Annotated in this window: 10 protein-coding genes; 1 reads left to right on the top strand and 9 read right to left on the bottom strand. The window is 38.8% G+C overall.

The window, feature by feature from the left end:
- Position 1: 1 nt before the first annotated feature.
- The 7 genes from EC604_RS17630 to EC604_RS17600 are packed head-to-tail and all read right to left on the bottom strand — an operon-like array spanning position 2 to position 8,900.
- Positions 2-1,108 carry a class I SAM-dependent methyltransferase gene (locus EC604_RS17630; RefSeq protein WP_123065403.1) on the bottom strand — a complete coding sequence of 369 codons (1,107 nt, stop codon included), beginning with the start codon at positions 1,106-1,108 and terminating at the stop codon, positions 2-4.
- Complete coding sequence (locus EC604_RS17625) at positions 1,109-2,314, bottom strand: ABC transporter ATP-binding protein (protein WP_123065402.1); 1,206 nt, start codon at positions 2,312-2,314, stop codon at positions 1,109-1,111.
- Positions 2,315-2,325: 11 nt separating this feature from the next.
- On the bottom strand, positions 2,326-4,650 hold the full coding sequence (locus EC604_RS17620; protein ID WP_123065401.1) for a glycosyltransferase: 2,325 nt from the start codon (positions 4,648-4,650) through the stop codon (positions 2,326-2,328).
- A gap of 24 nt (positions 4,651-4,674) precedes the next feature.
- Positions 4,675-6,339, bottom strand: coding sequence for a glycosyltransferase family 2 protein (locus EC604_RS17615; protein ID WP_123065400.1), 1,665 nt, complete (start codon positions 6,337-6,339; stop codon positions 4,675-4,677).
- A gap of 20 nt (positions 6,340-6,359) precedes the next feature.
- Positions 6,360-6,851, bottom strand: a complete 492-nt coding sequence (locus EC604_RS17610) for a hypothetical protein (protein WP_123065399.1) — start codon at positions 6,849-6,851, stop codon at positions 6,360-6,362.
- Positions 6,848-8,116 (bottom strand): ArnT family glycosyltransferase, encoded by a 1,269-nt coding sequence (locus EC604_RS17605; protein WP_161556969.1) that lies wholly within the window; start codon positions 8,114-8,116, stop codon positions 6,848-6,850. Before EC604_RS17605 ends, EC604_RS17610 begins: the two co-directional genes overlap by 4 nt.
- On the bottom strand, positions 8,106-8,900 hold the full coding sequence (locus EC604_RS17600; RefSeq protein WP_123065397.1) for an ABC transporter permease: 795 nt from the start codon (positions 8,898-8,900) through the stop codon (positions 8,106-8,108). The genes EC604_RS17605 and EC604_RS17600 overlap by 11 nt, the downstream gene beginning before the upstream one ends.
- 174 nt (positions 8,901-9,074) lie before the next feature.
- On the opposite strand from EC604_RS17600, the gene EC604_RS17595 reads away from it, so the two are divergent.
- Positions 9,075-11,543 carry an O-antigen ligase family protein gene (locus EC604_RS17595; RefSeq protein ID WP_123065396.1) on the top strand — a complete coding sequence of 823 codons (2,469 nt, stop codon included), beginning with the start codon at positions 9,075-9,077 and terminating at the stop codon, positions 11,541-11,543.
- A 139-nt stretch (positions 11,544-11,682) separates the two neighbouring features.
- On the opposite strand, the gene galU is transcribed toward EC604_RS17595, so the two are convergent.
- A complete protein-coding gene (galU, locus tag EC604_RS17590; protein ID WP_123065436.1) occupies positions 11,683-12,561 on the bottom strand; it encodes a UTP--glucose-1-phosphate uridylyltransferase GalU in 879 nt (292 codons plus the stop codon).
- A 150-nt stretch (positions 12,562-12,711) separates the two neighbouring features.
- A complete protein-coding gene (locus EC604_RS17585; RefSeq protein WP_123065395.1) occupies positions 12,712-16,464 on the bottom strand; it encodes a DEAD/DEAH box helicase in 3,753 nt (1,250 codons plus the stop codon).
- Positions 16,465-16,533 lie beyond the last annotated feature (69 nt).

Raw genomic sequence — 16,533 nt, 5'->3', positions numbered from 1 at the left:
ATTATATTTTCCCGCTTATTTTTTTGAACCAATTTGAGTTTTTGTAAGTTGAAAATTCCCTTGTTATATCTTCATATTTTTCATTTTGTTTTTGTAAAGTATCTTTTAACATATTAATCTGATCTTTCAAAGTTTCATTTTCTAAAACGATACTCTCTAGCTTTTTGGAATCCTCATCTGTTGTTTTGATCATTAATTTTAGTTTAGTATTGTCATCTATTTGAGACTCGAGTTTTTTTCGAGAATTTTCGAGTTCATTTTCTAATAATTTGAATTCGGAATCTTTCCTATGAACCAAAGATTCAAGTTGCTCAGAGTAATCAATTTGCATTTTCAAAGAATCTTTTTGGTGATTAATGATATTCTGAAGTTCTAAAACTTTAGTTTCTATCTGACTCTTCTCCTTCAAAATTTCCTCATAGCGATTCTCTTCAGATAACACTTTTGAATAAAGAATAAATTGATAAGTGTCTGCTTCTGAATTATTTCTGTAGACATAATTAATAATCTCATCAGGATAGCTTTCAATATCTATAGAAAACTCCGAAAATTGAGGATATATCTTTACACGATCAACAATTTTAATAAAATAGCCTGATTCTTCGAAAAGTTGTACTATTGATTTTTTCGTATAGAATTTTAAATGTGTATTATCAAGCAAGCCAATATTTTGATAATTATAGTCTCCTTTTAGTAAATTAAATACTATCGAAGAATGAGCCATGTTGGGGATCGATGCGATTACCTGGCCATTAATATTCAACAAATCTTTGCATTTTTCCAATATTACTTTTGGATGCTTCAGATGCTCCAGCACGTCAGCAAATAATATATAATCATACTTCCCCCAGCTCTTTAAAAAACTAAAATCAATTTTCTCAATGTCTCCAATTAGCATTTCGTTACAGTATACTTGAGCTTTCAAGGCATCATCTTCATTGATTTCAACACAATCAATGACACAACCTTTCTCTTCTCGAAGTATTTTGGTCATATAACCGGATGCACAACCAATTTCAAGAACCCTTGAATTACCACTAATAAGCTTAATAATTTTTGATGCAGAAGTTTCTTTTGTTAAATCAACTTCATAGTCATACTTTGACATTCACTTCACTTCCCATTCATGCTTTAGTAGTACGACCCCTTCACCTTTGTAAGAGCTACTAATTATATTAAAGGAACCGGTATCTGCTTTATAATCCATACGACCAACTGCCTCTCTTTCAAAGAAGCCAACGTGAATAGTATAGGTTCCTGGGAATAAATTCAAATCACTATAGTGAATGAATAGTTCGTTTTCGCCTAAATTTGGTTTAATAGTTATACTGTCAAGTTTTGTGTTAAGTCCGCATATACTAGAGCCATCTGCCCCGAAAATAGCAACCCCTGCAACAATTTCATCGACAGATTTTAATAGCTCATAATTAACAGAGATGGTCATACTATCGTTGACTTCAAACTGTTGTTTAACATTTCTAGTTTTATATTCATAACAATTAGTTTCAACAATCTTCAACATTAATTCTTCAGACGTAGAAGTAGATTCGGTTTTATTGGAAACATTTGAATTTATATCTTTTTTCAGTTTCATATAGTCTTCAAAATGCGGCACTACTTGTACAGGATCACCTTGTTCAAATATATTGCCTTCCTTGATCCAAACTACATAATCACAAATATTTTTCACTGAATAAGTGTCATGAGATACATATATTATGGTTTTACCACTTTCTTTAAATTCTTTTATTTTTTCAATACATTTTAATTGAAAATATAAATCTCCCACTGCTAATGCTTCATCGACAATAAGTATGTCAGGGTTTACATTGATAGCAGAAGCAAAGGCAAGTCTTACATACATACCAGATGAGTAAGTTTTTACGGGTTTATCAATAAACTCTCCTATTTCTGCAAATCCCTCTATAATAGGCATTCTAACATCCATTTCAGCTCTAGTGAAGCCTTGGATGGCACCATTCATGTATACATTTTCTCTCCCAGTAAATTCGGGGTTAAAGCCCGCCCCAAGTTCCAAGAGCGCAGAGATTTTCCCTTCCACACTAACTACTCCAGTAGTTGGTTTTAGAATGCCACATATAAGTTGTAATAATGTGCTCTTTCCACTTCCATTCTCGCCAATTAATCCGATAGTTTGACCTCGAGGAATTCTCAAATTGACATTTTTTAAAACTGTAAATTTTTCTGAATATTCCCTATCTTCAAATAAAAGTTCCTTGAGTCTATTTATAGGATTAGCATAAGTTTGAAATTCTTTCCCTACATTAGATAATTCAACTGCATAATTATTCATATATAGCCCCTTTATTTTCTACTTTTGATTTGAATTAAATGAGTAAGCACCTTTTTCCCTATAACCATAACACCTTTGTTCTTTCTAAGATAATTTAACAATCTCCAACCTAATGTGTTGTATATGGCCTGAAGTTGCAGATCCTTGTATTGTAATTCTCTTTCCAGATGAATGTTATTTTGATTCAAAACAACTAGGCTTTCATACAATTCCTTATTTAATGTTGTTTTTTCAACTTGGGCTATCTCTCTAACTTCATCATTAATATTCTCTTTATAAATTCTCCTATAACTCGAGATCATATTCACTATAGTTGTTACTTTAAGATTATTTGAAACATAATCCTTAACATTCGAATACATATCATAGTCTTTACTAATTTCCAACAACTTGTTAAATAAATTATCACTCGATAAATTCTTAACAAGCCAGCCACTTTTGTTATCTTCTACCCTTGAGCCTAATGCTCCGCGATCATTAACAATTACTGGGATCCCTCCTGCCCAAGTTTCAGATAGAGTATAAGAAAAAGTTTCTGGTACCACAGACAGTAAACAAACAATATCAATCTGATATTGTTTTAAAAGCATTGATAAATTATTACGGTTGTATCCACCTATTTTATACACTGTTCCATTACTATATTCATCCAACAAACGATCTTGAATATCGCCTATAAGGAACCAATTTATCGCGATATCGCGGTTATTCTTAGCTAAAACTTCTCTTATGATATCGCTTCCTTTGTGTTTCGCGAAATTACCAACAAAAGCAACATTAATAAACCCTCTATCTGTAAAACTTTTGTTCGATACAGAATCCCTATTTTTGTCCTCTTCTTCTGTAACAACTATTCCATGCTCAGTAATTTTGAAGGGAATATTTAGTTTATTAATTTGATATTCCTTCTCAAAATATACTTTTACCGATTCAGAAGGATAGATCATCAAACTAATGAATTGTAAATTTTTCAATACCTCGTTACGCCATTGTTGTCTAAATGCCGTGCCGTAACCCATCTTTGATTGCAGGCAACTATTGCATTTTTCAATTGAAATATCATCGTAGCAGTATTCACCATTGTGATCCATTAATAGAATAGACGGACAAATTAGATGATAATCATGCGCAGTGTAAACTAAAGGAATGTTTAAATTATTAGCTATACCAAAAATATCATACGTATGCCTTTGTAGATGATGTACATGAATTAAATCTATAGACAAACCCTTTATTATAATATTCAGAATCTTTGCATAGTCGGCTTGATAAAAAGTGTGTGCCTCGATTGGATATTCAATAAAAAAATTATAATTCATTGTGACGTTATTACTGAATTTTTTAAGCAACACCCGTGTTCCATGTGTAGTCAATGTGTAAAACTCATATTCTTCCAACCCGTCTATTATATCTTTAACATGCATTTCAGTCCCACCGCGTTTGAACAACCAATCTTCATCAACAGTGTTGTGAGTCAATAATAGAATCCTTTTTTTAGGTATCTTTGAATATGCCGGTAGTTGTTTTTTTATATTTTCTACCAACGGAAAAACCATGTTTGACGCCAGAAAACTATTAACTCTATCAAAATAGTATGGATATTTCTTTCGTAAAACTTCCGAATTTCGAACGATTAAAGTTTCTTTATCATCTTTGAATGACATTGATCCTTTATGGTACACAAAGGTCGCATCATCAAGCACGTTAATATAGCCGTATTCAGTTGCTCGGCAACAAAAATCATTTTCTTCACCGTAACCTTTTGAATATGATTCATCGTCAAAAAGTCCAATCTCATCTAGAACTGAACGTTTAATATACATACAAAAACCAACAGCAGTGGGCAACTGTGGATATTTTCTCATAGATATGTCTTCTATCATTTCAGCAAATCTATTAATTGTAAATCCATTTGGAACCTCATTATCTTCACCGAAATTAGGCACGGAACAAATGGTACCATTATTTGTGAAAGGAGTGACAGTTGCTATTCTTTCATTTGAATAAGCACATTGGACAAGTTTCGATAGCCAATTTTCTGTAACAATAGTGTCGCTATTAAGCAAAATCACATCATTGTTAGAAATACTCATTCCTTTATTAACTGTTTTCACAAATCCTAGATTCGTATCATTAGAAACTTTCACTATATTAGAAAAATTCAAACTCTCTAAATAATGTTCTATTCTATTGTCTGGGCTGCAATCGTTAATAAGAAATAGTCTGAACTCATGCTCGGCTGTATTTAAAAATAGCGAATCAACACATTCAACCAAATCTTCAAACGCATTATATATAGGTATGATTATATCAACTGGACTGTTACTACGAATCATTTAAAAACACCGCTTTCCATTAAACTAAATATTAATGAGTATTTTTCCATTTTCAAATTTAGTGTTTGGATTCAAATATCTATCTTCTTCAAAACCGACTAGCAACTCTTTTCCATGTGGGGCTAATTGTCCATCGTTATCATAATCCATGTTTGAAGTAACAAACTCAAAATAAGGATTATAAATATTTCCAATATTTTCTGTGATTAAGTAAAGATTAAATCCATCAAAATCATGGAGGGACAAATTTTCAAGCATATAATTCTTAAATAAGGTAGATCTTACAGAAAAACAGTTTGAAGATGCAAATGTGACATTCTGCACCCTTCTTATCCTCCCCAAATACCCGAATTCATCCTTATTATCATTGAAGTTAGGATAAATCTTACAACCATTCTCAATAAAGGAACCCGAGTAACTTATTTTACCTGATTGTGACACTATTTTCCCAGAAACACAGCCAACATCATCTCGTTCTGAGTAAACTAGAAGTCCTTCTAGCCAGTTAGAATTTTGAGCAGCAATAGTATCTTTAATAAACACAAAGCTCTCTATATGTTCAAAATTGATGAGGTATTTATACATTTCAACAAAAAGCTTATTGTAACTGTAAGTTATATTTTTTATTCCCATTAAATCAATTGGGTCTGTAGAAAAAACAATAATATCATACTCTATGTCCGTATTTAACGACTCAATATCCCTAATTCTTTCTTGGATCAAACTTTTATTATTTGATAATGCGATTAAAAAAATCGCGATTGGATTTTTTTTGTTTAATCTCAGCAATGGACGATAATTCCCTCTTATAAATGGATCCTCTTCAACTCCAGAACAATTATGACCTCTTCGTAATAGAGACTGATAGAGCGCTATTCTTCCTCTATCATAAGCATAGCTCTTACTATTAACTTCTACAGCAGTTGAACCCGGTATCATTCTCCAATGGTAAAGAATTTTAGGTATATGATAAACACGATTTGTCTTCTCAGTAAATCTAAGTATTAGATCATAATCTTGGGCACCTTCGAACCCTACACGAAACCCACCTATTTCTTCAACAATTCTCCTTCTGTAAACACCTAGATGCCCAACATACATAAATGAAAACAAAAGTTCAGAATTCCAGTGTGTTTTGAAAGCAGGTTGCATCCTTTCAGATTCCATTGATAATTTATCTTCATCAGAATAGATTAAATCTATCATATTATCATGATTCAACACTGTTACAACTTCTAGGAGAGCATTCTCATGAATTTCATCATCGTGGTCTAACAGTGCAATAAATTCTCCAGTCGACAATTCGAAAGCCTCATTAGAAGTAATAGATATATGAGAATTTTTTTCTAAAAATTTAACTTTTATTTTCTCACTTTCTTTCATAAGGAGATATTCTCTAATCAGCTTGTTACTCGAACAATCATCAACAATGCACAACTCCCAATTGCTGTACCTTTGTTTCTCTACAGATTCTACTGCTTTCATAAGCCAATTAACATCTACATTATATACTGGCATCAATACAGAAATTTTAGGTTGATAAGAGAACTTACTGCTTATCATCGTTCTTTTTTCTTCATGTTTCTTTCTCCACGCATTATAGCTGTCTATATTCTCCATAGAATTATGCAATACCTTATTGTGAATCAATCTAGAAATTTTACTAAATACAAAGCCGAATTTCACCATTTATTTACTCCTACATACGTTTATTTGTTAATATATAAGTTCTTTATTGAAAACCTTTGATTGGTCTGAACTGGATCAATTCTAATAGAAATCATTGGCTTCAAGGATGCTTCAATCGGTATTTTTAAAGTCACCACGTTATCCCCGTTATGAACTAATGTTTTTAAAGAATGGATTTCATTAAAAGAAGAGTTGTCTTTATCGAGATAGAAAACCTGAACAGTGTCATCCTGTAAGACAGTTATATCAAAATTAATAGTAGTTACAGGCCCGTCATCTAAAGGTATAATTATTGAGGGATCATTATTCTCTCCCTCACCCGTTATTGAACTTTCACTGACTTTTATGTCTCTTATGTTTTGATAATTTGCTGTATTTAACTTTATACTCTTTTCAACATAGTTTATTTGAGTTGATGCATACCAAGCATACAATTTTGGATACACATTTGTATTATAGAAGAATACAATGAAAATCAACAAAATTAGGATAAAATACATTATTTTCCTCATGAACTAGACCCCACCTTTTCTCTGAAAAAAAACATCCCGCAGAACATAGAGAGCAAACACACCAAAGGAAGTCCGTATCTATGATTCACTAAGAAAGGTAAATATATTAATGTGTGATAAATAAATATTAATGTCACAGGGTTCACTAAAACCTGTTTTATATTTCTTACAAGCATTTCATATAACCCCAGCACTACGATAATTATCACACCCAGCATATTTAATAACCTAAGTGCCGATTTCCCAAAACCCAAATTGTGGTAATAATCAACAATATTATTAAAAGGAAAATACCAATAATGATTATTCCCAACGAGCAATCGTCCTATTTTTTTTACATCCCAGTAAACATACCCAAATAGATGATCTCTGATATTGTTTATTGCCACTTCCTTTAAACGATCATCACCTTCAGATTGAAGATGTGTATACGGTGCTGTTATCTCATAGGTAGAATACTCCTTGCCCCGATACGGCGGCTCGTCTCCTTCCGTATCAGCCCTTGAACCTAGAAACAAAACGGCGCCTGAGCCATTGTTTATAGCAAATCGGTCAAACAAAATATAGTTTTTAAGAATAAATGGACCGACTACTACACCGAAAGAAATTAATAATACCACTAAACCCCTAATTATCTTTCTGTTGCTCTTAAATACTAAATACATGACTAGAAGCAGAAAAAATGGGGCCAGTAAAAATGTTGATCTTGTTAATGTCGCGAGTGCCATGAATAAACCAGCATACACATATAACTTTACACCGTCTTGGCTAATAGCTAGCAACGACCAGTAACTTGCCATAAGTATAAAGAAAATATATATTGGCTCAGTTAATAATGTTGGAGCAATTTCAATTAAGGGAAAGTAGAGAGCCATAAATAATGAAGAAAAAACTGCAACTTTATGATTAAACAATTTAATAGCAATTTTGTAGATTGGAACTATGCTGAAAGCTGCTACCAAAATATTGAATATCCTAATAAAAAGAATAGGTTGACTTGTTACTCCAGATAGTAAGTAAATATATATCGGATTTAAAGGTGCAGTCCACAAAGATTGTTCATCCAATAGTGCATAAAAAAAACCTTTTTGTTCTATTAATAAATAATTGTTATAGTATACATTTTCATCAGGATAAAAGCTCAATAGTCCCTCTGGGTTCAATGGTAGTGGAGTCATATAAAAATATACACAGCGAACAATAAGTGCCAAAAATACTATTAAAATCAATACCGTCTTGTTATTTAGCTTATGCTTAAAGTACATCCGCAAACCCATCCTTTAACTTATTGAAAATTTTAAGACCGAAGAAAATACTAATAAAAGCCCAACATGACATATAGAGAAACGATGAAACATTCATCTCACCTGTAGCCAGCACAATCAGTCTAAAATTATTAATGAAATGATATAATGGGTTTATTTCAAGAAAAAATCTATATTTTTCTGGTATTATATTAATCGGGTACACTATCGGAGTAAGATAAAACCACACATTAAGAAACACTGATAAAAACTGATTTATATCCCTCAAGTAAACATTTAGTGCAGCTAAAGCTAAAGACAGACCGAACATAAATACGCTTAGCAAAATTAGATAAGGAGCAATCAACAATATTCCCCAGCTAACCGAAACTCTAAAAATGATCAGCAACAATATTACTACCAGAAAAAAAACGATAAAAGTAAATAATCCTGTTAGTAAATATGAAAATACTGTCCACTTTGTGTTAAATATAGTTTTTTTTATTAAAGATGCATTGTCAATAAGAGAACCAGTAGATCTAACAATAACTTCATTAAAGTACATCCACGGTACAAGGCCACTCACAAGCCAAACAGAAAAATTGAGTCCACCAAATTCTGGTCCTAATTTTGCTTTGAGCACAAAAGAAAACACAAATGTATAGATAAGAATCATTGATATTGGTTGAATAAAGAACCATAATAACCCTAGCGCGGATCCAGAATACCTTTGTCTTATATCTCTAACAACCATATTTTTAATGAGATATTTGTTTTGTTGTAAAGAGTTCAAAAATCTTAACATTCTTAGTCTCCATTCAATCTTTAGTTTATTCGATTCTAATATTCAATTTTTTAATTTGGCTACATGTGATAACTGTCTCTTCTAACTAATGAAAAATATTGATCTTTGGTGTAACACATTCGATCCACATATGCTAAAATAATGTCGTATCTACCAGAAAAGGAGAATCAAACTTTGTCGAATCCAGTATACGGAAAACAATTGAAAACGTCGAGTAAAGTTACAGCCAATTCGGCATCGGTGCTCTTATGGTCATTGTTCATAGGACTTATCTTATTTTTACTCTGGTCAGCGTTCCAAGTTGCGTTATTTAATGGTCAATTGTTGCAATTTGAAGCACCCATTTATTGGGCTGTTGCCATTACGACCCTCCTATTTATATTATGGGTGGCAATCTACTTTAAACAGATGAAGTTAGAAACACAGCAAGATTGGCTCAAAGTAGCCGTTATACTACTCCCTCTTACCTATGTATTATCACTAATTAATGCGGCATCAGAATACTTGGCGAATAATATGATTCTCATCCAATGTATTTATGCCATGATTTTCGTGATGACGATGTACCTGCTTCAAAACAACAAAATCAATCATATCATACAATCTTCCTTAATAGGAATTGCATATGTTATTGTCGGATATGGTTTGTTAAATTGGCTAGGAGCCTTTAGTTTTGCAGGTAAACTAGTTGGATGGTTTTCCGCAGGCGTAATCAATGGTGTATACAACCAGGCGATCTGGAACGACTCCAACGGTGCGAGGCTTGCGTCCGTGTTTCAGTATCCCAATACATACGCAGCATTTCTAATGGCCTTTCTGTTTATTTCCATCTTCGGCATGATTCGTTCCAAAAGAATAGTCACACAACTGTTGCATGGCTTCATGCTTGTACCCATTATCCTGTCGTTGTTGCTTACACTCTCTCGTACAGGACTCGTCATGTTGCCTATCGTATTTGTTATCTTGTTACTTTTGCTTAAACCAGCCAAACAAATTCTATGGTTTATCTATTGTGCCGTATCGGCTATTGGCACTCTGTTGGTTCTAAACCCGATTAACACTGCAGGAATTGAACTTCAAAAGCAGTTCACAGGTTCTCTTGCAGCCAAGAGCTGGGCGATCCTTGTTGGAGCCTCGCTTGTTGTTGCGTTGTTGTGTTGGGCGATTCAACGCTCTGTAGCCCCTAGACTTGAAGCTAAGCTTGAATCTTGGTCAGCTCGAAAAGCATCCAGTGTGTGGATTCCGCTAGGTTCTGTAGTTCTAACCGTTGTGATTGCTGTGCTTTTGCTCGGTACGGGCGTACGTAACATTTTGCCGGACAGTATTAGCACACGACTTGAGAATATCAACTTCCAGCAGCACAGTGTGCTCGAGCGTATCACATTCTACAAAGATGCCACGAAACTATTTGCTGATTATCCTGTAATCGGGGCAGGTGGCGGAGCATGGACTGCACTGTATGAAAAATATCAGAACAATCCTTATGTCAGTGCTCAGGCACATAACTTTTTCATGCAATATCTTGTCGAAGTTGGCCTCGTTGGATTTTTAGTATTTATGGCGTTTATACTATATGTTTTCTATCAATATGTACGCTCGTATGTCAGACGGAATGAAGAGGATCGCGAATCACATTTCGTGTACTTTATTCTTTCCATGTCCATCCTCGTGCTGAGTCTTCTTGATTTCAACATGAGTTATGTCTTTATTGGAATGCTGGTATTCCTTGGTCTTGGAGGCATGAGTGCTGCGATTGAGCCTCAACCCACTCGTCGTTTGAAAATGGGAGAAGCTGCGGCACGGGGAGTGTACAGTACAGTTGCTGGAACAGCGATTATTGTGCTTCTCATTATCTCTGTTCGATTCTTACAGGCTAATCATTATGCCATTGAAGGTAATGAACTCGCACGAAGCAGTCAAGATTTCCGGCAAATCAAAGCTCCACTTGACAAGGATTTGTCCATCCGTAGCACACATCCGGACTCATTAATGCTTCTAGCGTCACTTTATCAACAAGGCTACACGCAAACGAAAGATGAGCAATTCTACACAGAAGCCGTGCAATTGTTGCAGCGTGGTCTCGAAGCAGAGCCATATAATAAAGGTATGGTAAAACAACTCATTGGCATATACGAATTGAAGGGTGAAAATGAGCAGGCGTACACACTACGAAAAGAATATGCAAGCAACTATATCTGGGATATGGATTGGTATGAGCAATTGATTAGCCGTTCATTCGATCTGGGGTATCAGGCACTGGGACAAGGGGATACTACAAAAAAGAATGCTTATTTCTCTTCGGGAATTGAGGCATACCAGCATGTAGTAGATGGAGTGGAGCACCTTAAAACTCTCCCTAAAGGACAGCTTCAAGGTCAGCCATTCCAGGTCACTCCAACGATGATTCTCAATGCTGGGAAAATGAAGTATATGTCCAACGACCTTCCAGGAGCTACCGCTGTACTTAAAACGGGAATTGCCGAAGATCTGACGGATGCGACAAATCGTGAAATTGCTCGTTGGTACCTCGCTTCGCTCAAACGAGAATTTAAAATGGACGAGGCTCTATATAATAAACTGATTGCCATCTCATCTAGTGAAGCAGACGAAATAAAACGAATCGCTGAATTAACTTTTAATTAGAATCATCCACACTTGTTGTTATGGTGTTATATAAAAAAGGTTTGCCTCATAAGGCAAACCTTTTTTTGTCCAGTTCTTAGTAGAAACGTTCTAAAGAAATAGCAGATTGATAACTTAAGTATAGGAACAAATTCATTAATCAGTCTGATACCACGATGTCTTTCAAATACTTCAGCAAATCCTCCCGCAGATCAGGTCGCTGGAGTGCATAGTGAATGGATGTTTCAATGAAACCTAGTTTCTCACCCACATCATGGCGCAAGCCATCAAAATGATACGCGAGAATCTGTCTTTGCTCATTCAGACGGGATAAAGCATCGGTCAACTGAATCTCTCCGCCTACACCGGCAGACTGCCTGCCCAAGATTTCGAAAATATCGGGAGTAAGAATGTAACGGCCCATGATCGCCAGATTCGAAGGAGAATCCTCCGTTTTCGGCTTTTCAATCAAACGACGTGCACGGAAGACACGTTCATCCGTACGAGTTAGCAACTCTCCATCGATAATACCGTAACGGGATACTTCACTCCAATCGACAGGTTGCACGCCGACAATCGGGGACTGCAGTTCGTCATAGACTTCCATCATCTGTTGCAAACAAGGCTTGTCAGATTCTACGATATCGTCCCCGAGCAGGACGGCAAAAGGCTCGTTACCAATGAACTTGCGAGCACACCAGATCGCGTGACCAAGTCCTTTCGGTTCCTTTTGCCGGATATAATGAATGTCAGCCATATCGGAAGGTTTACGCACTTCGTTCAGCAGATCCCACTTCTGTTTGTCTGCGAGATTCTGTTCAAGTTCAAAGGAATAATCAAAGTGGTCCTCGATCGCTCGTTTCCCTTTCCCTGTCACGATAATAATATCTTCAATCCCAGAGGCAACGGCTTCCTCAATAATATATTGAATGGTCGGCTTGTCCACGATGGGCAACATTTCTTTCGGCATGGCCTTGGTAGCAGGCAGAAACCGGGTTCCCAGTCCGGCGGCTGGAATAATCGCTTTGCGGATACGTATAGGAAACACTCCTTTGGCTGGATCAATAAGGTATAGATATAATAGGACAAATGGATTAAATAAACAATGAATCAGGTTAGCAAAAGTGGTGCATTTCTCTATACATTACCACAATTTATTGGCAATTGTTGTATAAAAATCAAGTTTGCCCTACACCATCAACAACTCGCGAATATCCTGCTCGGATAATGTCGTTGATCCTCCATCGCCCGGTTCAATCACCTCGGCAATCAAGTCCTTTTTCCGCTGTTGCAACTCCAGAATTTTTTCTTCAATAGTCCCCTCCGTCACTAGGCGGATCACCTGAACGACTTGTTTCTGCCCCATCCGATGGGCTCGTCCAATCGCCTGTTCCTCCACCGCGGGATTCCACCACAAATCATACAATATGACGGTATCGGCTCCCGTCAGGTTCAGCCCGGTTCCTCCGGCCTTGAGCGAGATCAGAAACAGTTCGGCTTCTCCCTCATTAAACCTGCGGCACATGTCCACACGACTCTGGGCAGGGGTTTGTCCATCCAGATAAAACAAGCTGTTCCCTTGTGCCGAAAGGGTCTGACGAATGAGATTAAGCATACTTGCAAACTGGGAGAAAATCAGAATACGTTTGCCAGCAGCCAGACAGTCTTGGACAGTCTCCAGCAGCTGCTCCATTTTCCCGGAATCCCCTTGATATCCGTCCACAAATAGTGCCGGGTGACAACATAACTGACGCAGGCGAGTGATACCGGCCAAAATTTTAATCCGATTTTTCTGGAAACCGTTATCTTCCATGTCCTTAGTGGTCTCATCCTGAAGCTGAGAGAGATACGCTGCATATAGCTTTTTCTGTTCCACCGTCAGCTCAGAGCGTTGTACTGTCTCAATCCGATCTGGCAATTCTTCCAATACATCTTTCTTCAAGCGACGGAGAATGAACGGACGTACCATGCGCGAGATGCGTTCTGGCGGCAAGTCACGAAATCTTCTGTAGCTCGGGAATAAACCCGGAAATACGGCTTCAAAAATAGACCACAGTTCATCCAGTGAATTCTCGACGGGTGTACCTGTGAGGGCAAAGCGGCGCGGCGCCTGAATCTGTTTGACGGCTTGCGCTGTCTGGGACGATGCATTTTTGACTGCCTGTGCCTCGTCCAGAATCAGGGTATGAAAAGTTCTTCCCAAATACGTATCCAGATCACGTCGTAGCAACGGATACGATGTCACGATGACATCCGCTTTGTCCATATCCGCCAGCATGCTGGCACGTTCATCTTTTTGCCCTGCGGCGATTAAGACGTTCAGATGCGGAGCAAACCGTGCAAACTCATTCGCCCAGTTGTAAGTTAGTGAAGCCGGTGCAACAACCAATACCGGCGGATGTGTCATTCGCGTGCGAATGGTCAGCCCGTCTTGTTGCGAGGTGTGCCATGCATCATCTATCGTTCCAGTGGCATTGGCCAAGTAAGCCTGCTGAGACCCATTCATGTTCCAATCATTAGAGATGGTATTGTCTGTATCAGCTGGCAACCCTGCCTCTTGTCCCTGTTCATACACAGGTCTCTCCCGTAACGAAGCTGTGATGTAGGCGATGCTTTGTAGCGTTTTGCCCAGTCCCATATCATCGGCCAGGATACCGCCAAATCGGTAATGTGCGAGCGTACGAAGCCACTGATACCCGCTCATCTGGTAATCCCGCAGCACAGGCGCCAGCATCTGTGGTAACGGAAAGTCCATCCGGTCAGGATCACGCAGATCATCAAGGAAACGTTTGAGCGAGCCTCCCCATTTCACATGACCGGAAACCTCATCTCTGCCCGGAAGTTGCAACGCTCTCACAGCAGGCAACCGGATATGGCTGCTCTGGATATCCTTTGCTTCCAGTCCAAGCGCGTCAGCCATGTGAGCGAAGCTGCTCGCGCCATCATTTTCAAGTGACAGAAAGACACCGCTTCGCAGGCGGAAGAAAGCTTTCTTTTCCACAATGCTGCGCATCAGTTCTTGCAACTCCTGCTCGTCGACTCCCTCCATCTCGAAGGAAATCTCCAGCCAGTCCAGTCCTCTTCCCAGGTCAGCGCGAACCTTCGGCGGTACCGGGTACGTTGGCATCATCGCTTTCACAGCATTCGGCATATAGATAGCGGCCAGCTTCTCAAGCTCGGGCAACAGGTGATACATCACATCATAGATGGCGTCCTCACGTTCGCTTGCCCAGACACTTCCCTCCCGCTCCAGAAAAGAACAATCCAGTCTCTCGATGAGATTGCGTTCCTTGAAGCGGTCGCGGATCAAGATGACTTTCTTTTCTTCCTCGTTAATCAAATACTCTGCCAATGGGTTAATGACCATGACGCCATAATCGAATTCCAGACGTGCTGTAATGCGTTCCCTGTAAAAGTCGATATACAGTTTCGGTGACAACTCGGGTTCGGCAATCTGTTCGCGCACACGGGAATCAATCGACAAATGCCCCAACGTCCGCAGTTCCGGTACAACATGCTGCACAAACTCATCCACCTGTTGTGCCGAGATATCAATGCTTTCTTTAATACCGTAGGATGTGAGCGCACGGTTCAGGTCCTCCAGACTTCTCATCTGCGTCGGTTCTAACATATAGAACTGCCCCTCGACGACTGCCGCATCATAGGCCGGAAGCAGGATCAACTCACGCAGTCCTGACACCTCCAGCTGATACCCTTCATTCGCCCCCTCCGCGATCCGGTAAAATAGTGGCAATGCTCCCTCGCTCAGGGTCAGTGGTCCGTTCGCTAGGCCCGTGCCCTCCATGCGGCTATCCGCTTGCATAAGCAACTCCAGCAGTGGCTTCCAGACAATTGGAGCGATCAGGATATCGCGACCGTCCGAAGCACCCAGATACCCCGAAATGGACTCACGGTATGCCTCTTCACTCTGTCTCATACGAATGAGCATGGAAAGAATAGCCTGATCTTCAGCCCTAAACACATGTAGCAGCGGATCATAATGAAACAGCTTGGTGAAGGACATGGGCTCGCCCTTTTCAATACAGTTCAGGAACTGCTTGACCTTCTGCACGACATAGAGCCGTTTGTTGCCCACTTTTAATTCAAGTGCCAGCTTGGCTCCACCTTTATGAACATGTACCAGTTTGCATATAAACTGTACCTGCAATTCTTCTCGCAGCATGGAGCGGGTAACCGGTGCTGTATATTTTTGCTCCCGTTCATGTGGCAATCTGCGATCCTTCGCAAACATGGATAAAATCTGGTCTGCCGTACGGTAGGACGGTTTATCCGCAGAGCGGCCCCAGCCTGAGGCTGAACTTGGGCGACCTGCCTGTGCAAAAGGGGAGGGAGACAACGTCTGCGGCTTGTGCTGCTGCGAATGATGCGGATGCTCCGATTGTTGACCTAGTGCTGTAGATATGGGAGATTCGATGCTCGCACGGTGGGACACCGCTGATAGTTCAGAGGGGACATGCCCGTTCTCGCCTGGTAACGCCGATGATCTACCCGATGAAGCCTTTGATGAAAAAGAGGAAGAACCTGCGGATTTGGATGGAGATGGCATTGAAGTTGAATAAGGCCGCTCCCATGTCTCTTCTTCGACCAATGTACCTACTTTTGAATTCGTTCCTCTGCCACCCGACAGTTCTGGTGTATCCTCACGTTCATGAATAGCAAGCAGGACAGCCGCGATATGTTTGCAATAGTCATAATAGTTGCCGTATGCAGGGCAGTTGCAGTTCGCTTCAATTTCTCCCGCATCGTCCAGATCCACCTTCACTTCGTAGGCTTCTGTCCCCCGAACAACGGCTTGATAATGACGACCGTCCTCACTTACAACGAGCTTGCCAATCCTCCCAGACTGTTGATATTCTTCGCCGTGTTTGAATGCCGTGACCCCGCACAGCAATTTAATATCCATCATTGAAAATGGAGCCACGCTTCACACCTCCTTGGTTGCCGATGCCGCTTATTATAGAAAAAACCCCAAGAGCTCCGTAAAGCAGAG

The sequence above is a fragment of the Paenibacillus amylolyticus genome (genome assembly GCF_003719335.1).
GTDB lineage: Bacteria > Bacillota > Bacilli > Paenibacillales > Paenibacillaceae > Paenibacillus > Paenibacillus amylolyticus_D.
Note: the sequence above shows the minus strand (reverse complement) of the source record. Positions and strands in the feature narration are given on the sequence as shown.